The 14,224-nt window shown below is 54.4% G+C and carries 12 protein-coding genes; 8 read left to right on the top strand and 4 right to left on the bottom strand.

The window, feature by feature from the left end; genetic code table 11:
• Nucleotides 1-5 precede the first annotated feature (5 nt).
• The 3 genes from ACT3TR_RS15790 (at nt 6) to ACT3TR_RS15780 (ending at nt 2,646) form a co-directional block, all read left to right on the top strand.
• Nucleotides 6-1,217 carry an MFS transporter gene (locus tag ACT3TR_RS15790; RefSeq protein ID WP_444625580.1) on the top strand — a complete coding sequence of 404 codons (1,212 nt, stop codon included), beginning with the start codon at nt 6-8 and terminating at the stop codon, nt 1,215-1,217.
• A gap of 28 nt (nt 1,218-1,245) precedes the next feature.
• Nucleotides 1,246-2,322 carry an asparaginase gene (locus ACT3TR_RS15785; protein WP_444625581.1) on the top strand — a complete coding sequence of 359 codons (1,077 nt, stop codon included), beginning with the start codon at nt 1,246-1,248 and terminating at the stop codon, nt 2,320-2,322.
• A gap of 84 nt (nt 2,323-2,406) precedes the next feature.
• Complete coding sequence (locus ACT3TR_RS15780; RefSeq protein ID WP_096279789.1) at nt 2,407-2,646, top strand: DUF2789 domain-containing protein; 240 nt, start codon at nt 2,407-2,409, stop codon at nt 2,644-2,646.
• Nucleotides 2,647-2,654: 8 nt separating this feature from the next.
• Here ACT3TR_RS15780 and ACT3TR_RS15775 read toward each other — a convergent pair whose 3' ends face one another.
• Both ACT3TR_RS15775 and ACT3TR_RS15770 read right to left on the bottom strand, forming a co-directional pair.
• Nucleotides 2,655-3,323: a TVP38/TMEM64 family protein gene (locus ACT3TR_RS15775; protein ID WP_441686613.1), complete on the bottom strand. Its 669-nt coding sequence runs from the start codon at nt 3,321-3,323 to the stop codon at nt 2,655-2,657.
• Nucleotides 3,316-3,732 carry an SRPBCC family protein gene (locus tag ACT3TR_RS15770; RefSeq protein ID WP_096279787.1) on the bottom strand — a complete coding sequence of 139 codons (417 nt, stop codon included), beginning with the start codon at nt 3,730-3,732 and terminating at the stop codon, nt 3,316-3,318. The genes ACT3TR_RS15775 and ACT3TR_RS15770 overlap by 8 nt, the downstream gene beginning before the upstream one ends.
• A 208-nt stretch (nt 3,733-3,940) precedes the next feature.
• Here ACT3TR_RS15770 and queC point away from each other — a divergent pair, with 208 nt between their 5' ends.
• From queC to ACT3TR_RS15750, 4 genes are read left to right on the top strand one after another with little or no spacing between them, the layout of a single operon-like run.
• Nucleotides 3,941-4,651 (top strand): 7-cyano-7-deazaguanine synthase QueC, encoded by a 711-nt coding sequence (gene queC / locus ACT3TR_RS15765; protein ID WP_444625582.1) that lies wholly within the window; start codon nt 3,941-3,943, stop codon nt 4,649-4,651.
• Nucleotides 4,651-5,295 (top strand): 7-carboxy-7-deazaguanine synthase, encoded by a 645-nt coding sequence (queE, locus tag ACT3TR_RS15760; protein WP_444625583.1) that lies wholly within the window; start codon nt 4,651-4,653, stop codon nt 5,293-5,295. The genes queC and queE overlap by 1 nt, the downstream gene beginning before the upstream one ends.
• The gene (locus ACT3TR_RS15755) at nt 5,295-6,146 is read left to right on the top strand and encodes a 6-pyruvoyl trahydropterin synthase family protein (RefSeq protein WP_096279781.1); all 852 of its coding nucleotides are present in this window, start codon (nt 5,295-5,297) and stop codon (nt 6,144-6,146) included. Before queE ends, ACT3TR_RS15755 begins: the two co-directional genes overlap by 1 nt.
• The gene (locus ACT3TR_RS15750) at nt 6,143-6,400 is read left to right on the top strand and encodes a YkgJ family cysteine cluster protein (RefSeq protein ID WP_096279779.1); all 258 of its coding nucleotides are present in this window, start codon (nt 6,143-6,145) and stop codon (nt 6,398-6,400) included. The genes ACT3TR_RS15755 and ACT3TR_RS15750 overlap by 4 nt, the downstream gene beginning before the upstream one ends.
• Before the next feature lie 17 nt (nt 6,401-6,417).
• Here ACT3TR_RS15750 and ACT3TR_RS15745 read toward each other — a convergent pair whose 3' ends face one another.
• Complete coding sequence (locus ACT3TR_RS15745) at nt 6,418-10,317, bottom strand: AAA family ATPase (RefSeq protein WP_444625584.1); 3,900 nt, start codon at nt 10,315-10,317, stop codon at nt 6,418-6,420.
• Between the two features lie 30 nt (nt 10,318-10,347).
• Nucleotides 10,348-11,004 (bottom strand): tRNA-(ms[2]io[6]A)-hydroxylase, encoded by a 657-nt coding sequence (locus ACT3TR_RS15740; RefSeq protein ID WP_441684287.1) that lies wholly within the window; start codon nt 11,002-11,004, stop codon nt 10,348-10,350.
• Between the two features lie 510 nt (nt 11,005-11,514).
• Between ACT3TR_RS15740 and acnB the strand changes: the two genes are divergently transcribed.
• Nucleotides 11,515-14,118, top strand: a complete 2,604-nt coding sequence (acnB, locus tag ACT3TR_RS15735; protein ID WP_444625585.1) for a bifunctional aconitate hydratase 2/2-methylisocitrate dehydratase — start codon at nt 11,515-11,517, stop codon at nt 14,116-14,118.
• Nucleotides 14,119-14,224 lie beyond the last annotated feature (106 nt).

Here is a 14,224-nt window from a genome sequence, read left to right as displayed (position 1 = left end):
CGTCAATGGCTAATCGTCGTTCGATTACGTTTATTTTACTGATGGTAGCGGTGGGGCTGAATTTACGCCCCGCCATGTCATCGGTTGCCCCGTTATTAACTCGCCTGCAAGAAAGTGCAGGGCTTTCTGCTACTGCCGCGGGGTTGCTAACAACGCTTCCAGTGCTATGCCTAGGCCTGTCTGCCCCGCTTGCCCCTTTGCTAGCTAAACGCATTGGCAGCGAACGTACGCTTAGTGCCGCGCTGCTATTACTTGCTGCAGGACTGATTTTGCGCGGCTTACCCGTTCCCGGTGCGCTTTTTATCGGCTCGGCAATGGCTGGCAGCGCAATCGGCATTGGCGGCACGCTACTTCCTGCGTTGGTTAAGCGGGAACTTCCCGATAGCGCAGATCTGCTCACCGGCTTATACACCATGGCGCTGTGCCTAGGGGGAGCCTTAGGGGCCGGGCTTAGCGTACCGCTAACGCAGTTGCTTGGCAGTTGGCAGGCAAGTTTAATGAGCTGGTCGCTACTGGCACTCTTTGCGCTCGCTTTATGGCATTTTCAAATGCCTCGCTCTGCGCTGACAGCCTCCCCCACTCGCTCAAAAAGTGGCACATTACGCCTGCTTAAACAGCCGCTCACTTGGCACGTTATGCTGTTTATGGGATTACAGTCCTCCATGGCCTACATTGTTTTTGGCTGGCTGCCGACGCTGCTAGTTGATCGCGGCTATAACGAAGCCGATGCGGGCTGGACAATGGCCGTTTCGATTATGTGTCAGCTTGCCTCTGCTTTGGGCGCACCATGGATTGCACGAATGGGCCGCGACCAACGCCCTGCGCTGCTGCTGGTCCTGCTGTGCACGGGTGTCGGCCTATGGATGTTACTGGTTGCACCGTTAATGTGGAAATGGCCTGGCGCGGCAATATTAGGCATTGGACAAGGCGGCAGCTTTAGCCTTGCACTAAGCCTATTAGTGTTAAGAACCGCCAACTCGCGTCTAGCCGGGCAGCTTTCGGGCCTCGTCCAGGGCGGCGGTTACACCTTGGCAGCTTTAGGCCCTTTCGGCGTCGGAGTATTGCTTCAAGCCGGTGCCGACACATCGACCATCGCCTGGCTGTTGATTGGACTCATCGGCGTTTGCTGCGGTTTTGCCCTGCTGGCAGGTCGCAACCATCGCTTAGACGATCAAACCGGCGAACTGCTAACACAGGGCGTTGGTCGCATCGGCTGATCGTCGATTTCCTACAAAGCCACAGGAGATGGCTATGGCCACCTACTCCCGTCTTGCAGACAACATTCCCCGTCAAGAACGCATTTTAGTTATCTACACCGGCGGAACCATAGGCATGCGCCAAGAGGCGCAAGGGCTTGCACCCAGCGGCGATTTCGCCTCCCGCATGGACTCAGCCTTGGCCCGACTATCTCTGGCACAGCGCCAAGCCCTACCGTCTTATGAGGTCATTAGCTACGCTACCTTGATTGACTCAAGTGCGGCAACGCCACTTACCTGGCAACAGCTAGCCAGTGATATCAATGAGCGGCTGATGGCCTACTCAGGTTTTGTGATTATTCACGGTACCGATACGCTGAGCTGGACAGCTGCTGGCCTTGCTTACCAGCTCCTAGGTTTGGATCGACCCGTGGTTCTCACCGGCTCTATGCTGCCGCTAGAAGCACCCGGCAGTGACGCACTGGATAATTTACACGGTGCGTTGCAGTTCGCCGCCAATCCCGCATTACAAGAAGTGGCTATTTACTTTGCGGGACAGCTTTTGCGCGGCACCCGCGCCATTAAGCACCACAGCCAAGCGCTGAAGGCGTTTGCGAGCCCAAACTATCCACTACTTGGTGAGCGCGTGGGCGACGATTTCGTTTATTACCCTAGCCGCGGGCTTGGCCTGCAGCAGCGCGGCGCTCCTCGGTTTGAATTACCCGATTACCGTTTGGTCGACCGTGGAGAAATCGTACGAATTACGCTTTGGCCAGGCATTTCAGCCTGGCAACTCGGCACATGGCTAAGCGATTCGCGAGTTAAGGGCGCGCTACTGGAGCTATGGGGTGCTGGCAATCTGCCTGACGACCCTAGCTTGCTGAACGTGCTCGCCAAAGCCAGCGGCGAAGGCAAGCTATTAGCCGCAATTAGCCAGTGCCAGCAAGGTAGCATTCACCTGGGTGCTTACGCGGCCGGGCATGGGCTTAGCGATGCAGGCATCCTTTCAGGCGATGACATGACGCCCGAAGCGGCGTTCACTAAGCTTGCGCATCTGCTAGCGCAGCCACTATCTCTAGACGATCAACGCCAACGCTTTTTGACGCCCCTCGTCGGTGAACGATAGCGCACTGATCGTTTTGCACACTGGCTTAAGATGAGATTCACGCTATGGTGTAGAGTAACGTCCCCTTTGCAGGAGCAATAGATCATGGAAAAGCCGGTTCACCATTTCAGCGAGCTCTTCGAGCAGCTAGGCCTTGCATCTGATGCCGATTCAATCGAACGCTTTATTCAGCGTAATGCGCCGCTGCCCGGCACAATGCCCCTCGCCGAAGCGCCCTGCTGGAATGAAGGGCAAGCAGAGTTTCTGCAAGAAGCGGTCGCTGAGGATGCCGACTGGGCTGAGGTGGTTGACCACTTGGACGCCTCTTTGCACAAATCCCATTGACGTATTCTCTAACGATTAACTTGCGCTGCTTCGATTCGACGCCTGAACCAAGCCCCTATTAGCAGCAATAATGCTAAGGCGATGAGCGGCAGCACGACATCAAACTGCAGCGCATTTTCTTCTTCAATAGCCTCTAACGCGCCGTAAATGGCGCTACTGTAAACACTCCATTTCACGGATAAGCCTAGCGCCGCCGCCAGTAGAAACGTTTTTAGCGAAATGCCTCGCAACCCGGCTGCAAAATTAATCACCGAGTGTGGAAAGCCTGGCAATAATCTCAGCGCCGTCTGAGTCATCAAATCACTGCGTTGCTCTAGCGTGTGCATGACTTTTAACGTCAGACCGCCGGGGTTCCAGCGCTTGCCTGCCCTCGCCGCTATTTTATAAGCGCCCAATGCACCCACAACGCTACTTAGCGTCAACATCATAGTGGCCATTAACGGCGGGTAAAAGGGCGCAATCAGCCATAGGCCGATACTGCCGGGCAACCCTATCGCTAAGGTCGCTGCCATAATCAGCATCACTGAAACAATCACCGCCGGGTGATGCGATGCTTGTGATGCCCACTGCTTAATCGCCATCAAATCAGGCGAATACCATAACCACACATAAGCCAGCATGGCACAGCATGCAAAGCCAAGCGCCCATCGCCACGGATGTCTCGGCGCTTTATTCATTCAGCCTTGCCTCTACGCGCTCAAGAATCTGCCGGCTTACTTTTCCGACCAGCGGCTTAGCGGCTTTATTAACGGCTCTTTCCATTAACCGATTGCGAATTTCATAGCTCAGCGTCAGCGCTACTTCAGTACCTTCAGGCACGCCTCTAAGCTGGTAGCGGCCCTGGTTCTTAACGCCGTCCAACGACTCCCAAGCTAGAACATGCGGGGGCTGAATGTCAGTGACCTGCACATCAAATGCCCAATCCATACCTACAGCGCGAACGTGCCACCGATAGCGGTTCTCACCCAGCGTATCTATAGAGCGAATTAAATCTGAATAATCAGCAAAGTCTTCCACACGGCGCAGCAGTTCAAACACACGCTCTGGTGATGCATTAACGATTTCACTGTGCTCAATGGTAGCCATTGGTTGCCCTCTAACAGCATGGACGATTAGCGTAGCATGTTGGTATTAATGCTGCCCGCCAACCCTGCATTTCGCATAATTATGCGCTAAAACTGGTCAGTTTAGCGGTGATTGCGTAAAATGCTGCCCTTCCGGACCGGACCCCGGAACGCCGCAGCCGTTAATCACGGCCCGCGATCAATAAATTCTCCGACAAAGAGTATTTCTTATGTCATCAACACCCCCAGTGGCTGCTGGCAGCACCACGACCGTTGTTATCTATTCCGGCGGAATGGATTCTTACACCGTGCTTCATCGCGCGCTGCGTGAAGGGCTCAATGTCCATGCGCTGTCTTTCGACTACGGTCAGCGCCATGCCCGCGAGCTCGATACGGCCCGACAAGTTTGTAACGCGCTTGGGCTACCTCATCAAGTTGTCGATATTCGCGCCATTCATGGTTTGATCGATAATTCAGCGCTTACTAATCCACACCAGGCCATGCCTCAGGGCGACTACGCCGAAAACAACCTTCGCTCCACCGTCGTGCCCAATCGTAATATGATTTTGATCTCGTTGGCGATTGCCAAGGCGGTTAATATTGGCGCTGGGCGAGTCGACTATGGCGCCCATGGTGGCGATCATATTCTTTACCCCGACTGCCGCCCTGAATTTGTTGACGCTATGAACCACGTAGCGGGCATTGCCAATTTCGAACCTGTAAAGCTGCACGCTCCTTACCTTTCTGCCAGCAAGGCAGATATTCTGCGCGACGGTTTGGCCATGGGCTTAGATTATCGCCATACCTGGACATGCTATGAAGGTAGAGAACTGGCCTGTGGCGTTTGCGGCAGCTGCACTGAACGACTCGCGGCCTTTGCCGCTAATGGCGTGACGGACCCACTACTCTACAGCGCAGATGTCGCAGCAGGTCAGCGCTGATGTATCACGTCAAAGAAGCCTTTTACACTCTCCAGGGAGAAGGCGCTCAGGCGGGCAGAGCGAGCGTATTTTGTCGCTTTAGCGGATGTAATCTGTGGTCAGGCCGAGAGGCCGATCGCGCAACGGCGAAATGCACGTTCTGCGATACCGATTTTATCGGTACTAACGGCCTAAATGGCGGAAAGTTTGCAGACGCCAACGCCCTCGCTGAACACATTGTATCGCTGTGGCCCGAGCTAAATAATAAGGCGACTCCCTACGTGGTATTCACCGGTGGAGAACCGTTATTACAGCTTGATGAGGCGCTCATAGAAGCCCTACACAACCATCGCTTTGAAGTGGCGGTAGAAACCAACGGCACTCTAGCGCCACCGGCTGGTATCGACTGGCTATGCGTTAGCCCAAAAGGCAACAATTCGCTAGCCGTTACGCAAGGGGATGAGTTAAAGCTGGTTTTCCCTCAGACGGATGCACCTCCAGAACAGTTTAGCGGCTTTAGCTTTACTCACTTCTACCTACAGCCCATGGACCTTGCGCCACTGAATAAAACTGCGTCTACCGTTGCCCAAGCGACGGCCTATTGCATGGCCAACCCCCAGTGGCGCCTATCGCTGCAAATACACAAATTAGCAGGTTTTGATTAATGTCCTTATTCGTTCAACAACTGACGCATATCGACGTCTCTCTTTGGTGCCCCACGCAAGGTTTGGTGGGCTGCAGCTGGCAAGTAGACGCCATACTCGATGGCGAGCTCGGCGAAGACGGCATGCTGTTTGACTTTGGTGAAGTAAAACCGTGGATTAAGCGCACGCTGGACAGCGGGTTAGATCACACTCTGCTAGTGCCGACGCTTGCACCCGGCGTAAGCATTACGGACTGCGCGGAAGGTATCTGCGTTAATGCTACCGCGCCTTACACGATGGAAGTCCGCGGCCCTAAGGAAGCATTTACTTTACTGCCCTGGCCTGCCATCACCGCCCCCCGTATAGCCGAGCACTTAAGCCAGATACTTACCGAACGTCGGCCTGATAATGTCCATAGCGTTACGCTAACGCTAAGCGAAGAGGCCACTGAAGGTGCCTCGTATGGCTATAGCCACGGCCTCAAACGCCATATCGGCAACTGTCAGCGCATTGCTCACGGGCATCGTTCCAGGCTGTATATATGGCAGCAAAATGCACGTCAGCCACAGCTTGAACAGCAATGGTCGGAGTGGCTGAATAACCGCTACTTACTCGAAGAGGCTGATATCGCCGCCCAGGATAACGAGCGCCTTACCTGCCGCTATCAGGCAGCTCAAGGCGATTTTGTCATTACCCTGCCTCAGCAGCAGTGCACGATATTGCCGGGCCCTACTACGGTGGAAAATATAGCGGTTTGGCTAGCGAAACAAGTTGCCACGCAAAGCGGACAAGCAACGCGAATCCAGGCATTTGAAGGTATTAACAAAGGCGCTATTGCTATGTCTACGCCCAGTCCCAGTGTTACGCCATGAGTGAAGGATGCCGTGCGGGGTGCGGCGCGTGCTGCATCGCGCCTTCAATTAGCTCTTATATTCCCGGCATGCCGGCAGGCAAACCGGCAGGCGTAAGATGCGTGCAGTTGGATGAGCATAACCTGTGTCGCCTATTTGGCGATCCTAGCCGCCCAAGCGTTTGCACGCGCTTTAACTTTGACCCCAGCGTCTGTGGCGAGCACCGCGATGAGGCACTCGCCACACTGACCTGGTTAGAACAAAGTACCTGCTAAAGCGGCGAAGCTCGCCACTAACCTTCCGCACCCACCGGAATAGCCGTACGGCGGTCTAATAAGCTGACCCAGCGCGTCAGCACTGGCGCATCGCTGTGGCTGACCTCGCTCAATAACCGTCTAAAGCTGTCTTTAGCCTGCTGATCATTAGGTTCAATGTGCGTCAGCCATAGCTCTAAGGCCGCTAGTTCCTGATGACGATTGCCGTGCTCTCGAGACTGATTAATAGCCATTTGTGCAAGCGCCTTCACCTCATGAGCCGGGTAGCCAAGCAAGCCGCGAACTTTTGCCAGCTGGGTGGCAAGCTCAGGTAAAAAGAGCGTCGTACGCTCACGGGCAATCACCAAGCACTGCTCAAGATAATCGTCTGCAGCGCTTAATTCGCCTAGCTCAATACAGGCGTCAGAATACCAGAATGCCGGCCGCTGATAGCGGTCGCGCCCATTAAGCTCAGCCATTTGGTCCAAACTGTCGCGAATATGCACTAAGCCTGCTGCGTCTCCCACCAGCGCTCGCTGCCAGCCAAGAATGCTCTGTGCGGAAATTTGCCACAGCTGCAGGTCTGGGGTAGCCGTCATGGCCGCTGCCCGCTCGGCGTGACGCGCGGCTAAATGCACATGACCTATTTGACGGTAAAGCGCCGCGGCGACGAGTAGAGCCATTGCCAACGTACCCGGATGAGCAATCTTTTCAGCCAAGCGAATGGCGGCAGACACTTGGCGCTCGGCGCGTTGATAATCGCCGCGCAAACAAAGCGCCCAGCCTTGAAAGCAGGCGGCCGACACCTGCGGATGATCAGAGAAAGGCAGCCACTCAATCATCATCTGCGCATTGAGGGGATCAATTTCATCTAAATGATCGTGCGCCTGCTGAATACATCCTGCCCAATACTCACAGTTAGCGCGCGCATAGTCCGCCAAACGACGATAACGTGGGTCTTCAAGGCGTGCGGCAATATCAGTAAGCGTTGAAGCCAATGCAAACGCGTCCGCATGAGCATATCGTTGGCTTCGCCCTACCCACAGCCCCCACTTCACTAAAAATACCTGCTCTAAGTCTTCTGGATCTTCCAAGCTATCAATGCCTGATTCGCGCAGCAGCTCACGGGCGCGCACAAAGCTCTCATGGGCGATAGGCGAACCATGGCCTTCTAATGAAAACGCCGCTTGGCCACGCACGGTTAGTAGGCTCACTTCACGCTCAATTTCGTGATCTACGTGGCGTAAACTGGCCAAGCCAGCATCGGCCATACGCAGCGCAGTGCGATTAGCACTCACTTTCAGCGCTTCCCGAGACGCCAATTCAAAATAGCGTGCGCCACGGGCATAGTGACCGCTACGCCGGAGGTGCGTTGCAAAATCGCCGGGGTGACGACTAATCCACACCGGAAAGCGTTCCTCAATTAAGGTGACTACCTGTTGGTGTAGCTTGACACGCACATCACGCGGACAAGAGAGATAGGCCGCCTCCTGAAGCAGCTGATGGCTAAACTGATACTCGTGCACACCGCTGTCATTCTCGACCGGTTCGACAATTTCTAGTAGCCGCATATGTTCAAGCGCCTGGCCAAGGCGCGCTTGATCCCAACCGCTGCACTCAAGCAGAAAGTCCAGCCTGAAGCGCTTGCCAAGCACGGCAGAGACATGGGCAATTTCGCGATCACCTTCTAGCTGATCAATCCGGCTAGCCAGCAGCCCCAACAACCCTTTGGGAAGCTCATCAAAATGGACGCTGCGCCCTTCTCGACGGTCCATATCTAGACGACGACAAATCTCCTGCATATAAAGCGGCACGCCATCGCAGCGCTCTATAATTTGATTACGCAGCCGCGGGCTTAGGTGGATTCGGTAGCGACGTGAAAGCTGTGACAGCAGCCGCGATGATTGCAGCGCATCAAGATTGCCCAAGCTAATTTTCTGATCCCAATGCAGCTTCACCGGTAGAGCATCACGCCCATGGTGACTAGCAACCAGCATAAAAGCGGTATTGATAGGCAGACGTGCCTGCAGCCCGGAGAGCACTTTAAAAGAAGGTTCATCTAGCCACTGAAGATCATCGATCATCAGCACTAGCGTGCGCGTTTCTGCCTGGCGCTCAATTAAGCGATGCAGCAGCATGACAACTAGCTCTACGGCTTCACCGCTTTGCGCCAGCTGAGTAATCTCTTGCACTTTATGTACGCCCAGCGCCTCTTCCAACAAATGCTGACGATCAGGATCGAGAGGCTCTAATTCTAGCGTTATTTGTAGCGCCTGGATGATCTCTACACTTAACGGCTGCTTTAGATACCAGCTAACCAGCGTACGGGCGACGCCATAGGCATCAAGTGCTGACATACGCGTCGTAGGCTGCCAGCAGATAGCCGCATCGCGGCTAAGCTCCAGTTGGCGAAAACCCACCATGAGCGCAGATTTACCCATGCCCGAGGGCCCGCGAACCAGCACGCTTTGACGCAGGCCAATACCAGCCCGGGCTAACGCATCGCGCAGAGTGCGCAGTGCGGTTTCGCGACCGACTAAGCTAGGCGGCAGCGCATCGCGGCCGCCTTCATTTTGCCCCAGCACCAGTGCGCGTAATCGCACGCGACCATCACTGGCCATCAAACGAGATACTAACCGTGGCTGAAGGTCGAGTGCTGGCGGCATGTGCTGGCTCGCTTCTTGAGAGATAACCAGCTCACTGCCTTCAGCCGCACTCATCAGTTCCAGTGACGTTTGCGTGACCTGGCCCAGCGGGTCAGCCAATTGGCGCTCGGGCAAATACACCACTCGCCCACTGTGCAAACCAGCGGCCAGCTCAAATTGCGGTACGCTGCCTTCACCGGCCCAGTGACGCACGATTTCTAACGTCAGCGCCTGACGGCAATGCTCATAAAGCGCGACTAAATCAGCCAGCTGGTGTGCAGGGCCATGGGTGCCAAAGCAGGCTAACCCTAAACCACCGGTCGCGCCTGGCAGCCAGAAACCGCCTAAATGGCGGCACTGCTGCTCCAGCCAGCGCAATAGTTCTAGCTGTAGCGCAAGGCAGTTACGCATCGCCGCACGGTCTTGCCAATCCCCTTTTAAGCGCAGCCGAATAGCCATGACCGAAAGCTGGCGAAGCTCTATTTCATCTTCACGTAGTGGTTTACTGTCAACCGCCAGTGCGCGAGAAAAAGCGCCCTGAGGACTCATCAAGCGCGAATCGTGATGGCCGTCAGACCAAAAGCTGGCCAACTGCACAAAGCTGGGTTCTGGCTGCTGCCCTGACAGCGCCAATAGCTGTAAATAGCTATTGTAGTGCTCATGAGCAGCGGCCATTTTGTTCTGCTCAGCCAACTGGCGAACCAAACGTTCGTGAAACGGACCGTAGCCGGAAAACCGACTCACCAGTGCTTCTAAAATAGCGCCCGGCAAATCAGCGTGAGCCTCCAGCACTTGCTCAGCAAAGCAAACCACGCGCTGGCGCCATTCATTACGTACCTGCACTAGCCAGCGCTGAAACTCACTACAGCTAGACAGTTGCAGCTCTTCAATGAGATCGCCTTGATAGCAGCACATTAGTGCCTCAAGGGTATCTAAATCTCGCGGCCCCTCAAGCAGCTGCTGCAGGGTATGCAAATCCACCTGCCAGTTTGCCGGCAGTTGAAAGGCAATCGTTTGACGAGACACGCTTAGCACCTGGTCAGCGCTCTCACCAAGCGACTGGCGCAAGCAGTGCAACGCATGACGCAAATTGGTTCTACCGGAGGACAGCCCTTGGTCAGGCCACAAAAGCTCTGCTAGCGCCGCCCTATTAACCGGCTGGCGATGCAGCAGCAGATAAACGAGCAAGGCTTTGACCTTGTCGTAGCTGAAATGGGTTAACGCATCCTCGCCTTGAGTGAGCGAAAAATGGCCGAAAAGAGTTAATTGATCAGTCTCACGAGCATCGCGCATGATAGACATCCTGCCTAGGCTAGTAGCGGCTTAAGCGGGCACACCGCTATGAAAACGAAAAGCCGTATCGGGCGAAGTAATCAGCTCCGCTTCACGCGCCACAAAAAAAGCGATTCGATCATCGATTGCATTCGATGTTTGCTGGCGAGCCAGCATTAGATAATCTTCAAAATGACGACCTTCTGACTTCACTAGCGTACGATAAAACTTGGCGAGCTCTTCGTCTAAATAGGGAATTAAGCAAGCAAAGCGCTCACAGCTACGTGCTTCAATCAGTGCCCCGATAATTAATATATCGATCAAACGCTCAGGGTCATTGCTGCGCATATGCCGCCGAAGTCCCTCAGCGTAGCGGGAGGCCGTTAAATGCTGATACGCCACTCCTCTCGACTCCATCAGCGAAATCACTTGCTCAAAATGCAGCAGCTCTTCTCGCGCCAGCTGCGACATTTTGCTCAGCAGCAGAGGTTGATCAACGTAGCGATAGAGCAGGCTCATTGCCGTCGATGCGGCTTTCTTTTCACACTGCGCATGGTCAATCAACAGCGTCTCAGGATGTTCGATCGCCCATTGCAGCCACGCGACAGGCGTGGCGCAGGCTAGGAACTGATTGAGGCTTTCAGGCAGAAGATCATCGGCTCGCAGCCCATGAGGGGCGGCCTGCAAAGCACTTAACTGTATCGACATAACACAACCACCGACCCCACGTATCATTATGGTATAGCACATAAGCGCTTGGCGCTTAGTTCCCAGAGATTTACTTAGCACGCTTACTTGCATGACTCATGACTAATATAGTAAAGAGATTAAAAATCCTCCATGCCTTTTATTAGCGCATCAACAGCCTATAGCAGCTCAACCCATGGTAACGCGCTGTAACCACAATCACACCCGCCAAACGCCTAGCCTGTCACCAAAAATGCAAAAATTGCCCTATTTAGTGGCTGAGAAGGTTAATTAAACATGCTTTTAGTGGGTTGCCGTCGCAACATCAGCACAAAGCACAAGTGTCTGTTCTGCTTGCCAGCTTAACATTGTCGACAGTTTGTCGTAGAATCTCAGCCATCCAACCAGGCGCTGTTTGTCAAGCGTGTACCACATGCTATCGGCCACACTTTTGAACGCTGTGCAGCTCACACCCTGCAACGTGCAGACCGTTACCATGAAAATGAAAAAAGCAAATGAGAGGGCCCCAACGTGATTGAAGCTTACCGCCAGCATGTCGAGGAACGTGCCGCTGAGGGCGTCCCGCCCAAGCCCCTAAACGCTGAACAAGTCGCTTCATTAGTTGAGCTACTGAAAACACCGCCGGCTGGCGAAGAGGAATTCATCCTCGAGCTGATCACCAACCGGATCCCGCCAGGCGTTGATGAAGCCGCTTATGTCAAAGCGGGCTTTTTAACCGCTATCGCTAAAGGTGAAGCAACGTCTCCGCTGATCGATAAAGTGCATGCTGTCAAATTACTCGGCACCATGCAGGGCGGCTACAACATCGTTTCTATGGTTGAGCTGCTCGATAATGAAGAGCTAGCCCGTGAAGCTGGCGAGCAGCTTAAGCACACGCTACTTATGTTCGACGCCTTTCACGATGTTGAAGCGCGGGCCAAAAATGGCAATAGCGTTGCAAAAGACGTTATTGAATCCTGGGCAGAGGCTGAATGGTTCCTGTCTAAACCTGCATTAGCAGAGAAAATCACCCTCAGCGTGTTTAAAGTACCGGGTGAGACGAACACAGATGATCTGTCACCGGCTCCAGATGCCTGGTCACGCCCCGACATTCCGCTACACGCCAATGCGATGCTCAAAAACGAGCGTGATGGCATTGAGCCAGCAGTGCCTGGCACAACGGGCCCGCTAAAGCAGGTTGAAGACGTTAAAGCACAGGGCTTTCCTGTCGTATACGTGGGCGATGTTGTAGGCACCGGCTCTTCACGTAAATCAGCAACCAACTCCGTTTTATGGTTCTTCGGTGACGATATTCCTTACGCACCGAATAAGCGCGCTGGCGGCTTCTGCTTTGGCAATAAAATCGCGCCTATCTTCTTCAATACGATGGAAGATTCCGGTGCTCTGCCGGTTGAGATGGACGTAGCCAACCTGCACATGAACGATGTTATCGACATTTATCCCTACCAGGGAAAAGTGTGCAAGCACGGTACCGACGACGTCGTCACCACGTTTGAGCTTAAAACGCAGCTGATTCTTGATGAAGTACGCGCAGGCGGTCGTATTCCGCTGATCATTGGCCGTGGCTTGACAGGCAAAGCTCGTGAGTCACTGGGGCTGCCAACGTCAGAGGTTTTCCGCCTACCCGACCAGCCTAAAGATACTGGCAAAGGCTTTACCTTAGCGCAGAAAATGGTGGGTAAAGCGTGTGGTCTGGAAGGTGTTCGTCCGGGCATGTATTGCGAGCCGAAGATGACCACCGTTGGCTCACAGGATACGACTGGCCCGATGACCCGCGATGAGCTGAAAGATCTTGCTTGTCTTGGCTTCCAAGCTGATTTGGTCATGCAGTCTTTCTGCCACACCGCCGCGTATCCTAAGCCGGTCGATGTAGACACTCACCACACTCTTCCCGACTTCATTATGAACCGTGGCGGCGTATCGCTGCGTCCTGGCGATGGCATTATCCACAGCTGGCTGAACCGCATGCTGCTGCCTGACACTGTCGGCACCGGTGGCGATTCACATACGCGCTTCCCGCTCGGCATTTCCTTCCCTGCAGGCTCAGGCTTGGTAGCCTTTGCCGCGGCGACGGGCGTTATGCCGCTGGATATGCCGGAATCGGTACTGGTTCGCTTTAAAGGCCAGCGCCAGCGAGGCGTTACGCTGCGCGATTTGGTTCACGCCATTCCGCTTTACGCCATCAAACAAGGCTTGTTGACCGTCGACAAGTCGAATAAGATCAACGCTTTCTCTGGCCGTGTGCTAGAAATCGAAGGCCTTGAAGACTTGACCGTTGAGCAAGCGTTTGAGCTTTCCGATGCATCTGCCGAGCGCTCAGCGGCCGGCTGTTCGATTACGCTTTCGGATGAGAGCGTCACACAATATCTGAAGTCCAACATTACGCTGCTGAAGTGGATGATGGGCAACGGCTATGGCGATGAGCGCACGATTAGTCGCCGTATTGAAGGCATGGAAGCATGGCTTGCCAATCCAAGCCTGATGCGGGCTGACAAAGACGCCGAGTACGCTGAAATTATCGAAATTGATCTGGCTGAAATTAAAGAGCCGGTTCTATGTGCGCCGAATGATCCAGACGATGCGCGCCTGCTATCTGACGTAGCGGGCCAGAAAATCGATGAGGTCTTTATCGGCTCATGCATGACTAACATCGGCCACTTCCGTGCGGCCGGAAAATTGCTTGAAAAGCAGCCGGCAGGTAGTTTAAAAACTCGCCTTTGGCTGGCACCACCGACTAAAATGGATCAGCATCAGCTGACCGAAGAAGGCTACTACGGTATCTACGGCCGCGCCGGTGCGCGGATGGAAATGCCGGGCTGTTCACTGTGTATGGGTAACCAGGCCCGCGTTGCTGCCAAGAGCACCGTGGTGTCCACGTCTACACGTAACTTCCCGAACCGACTTGGCGATGGTGCTAACGTGTACCTCGCCTCTGCGGAGCTGGCTGCCGTTGCCGCAGTAGAAGGACGCCTACCCAGCGTTGAAGAGTACCAACGTTATATGGGTGAATTTGACGCCATGGCTGGCGAGATTTATCGTTACATGAATTTTCACGAAATTGAGGAGTATCAGAAGATCGCCTCAAACGTGATTCCGGTCTCGCAAGAAGCCTGACCGCCCCATCGCCGATGCTCGCACCATCACAGCCAGCGTGACTTATCACACTGGCTGAGTCGATGACCGAACGCCCCGCCACTGTGTAACAGAGCGGGGCGTTTTT

The sequence above is a fragment of the Halomonas sp. AOP12-B1-6 genome, from assembly GCF_052379225.1.
GTDB classification, from domain to species: domain Bacteria; phylum Pseudomonadota; class Gammaproteobacteria; order Pseudomonadales; family Halomonadaceae; genus Vreelandella; species Vreelandella casei.
Note: the sequence above shows the minus strand (reverse complement) of the source record. Positions and strands in the feature narration are given on the sequence as shown.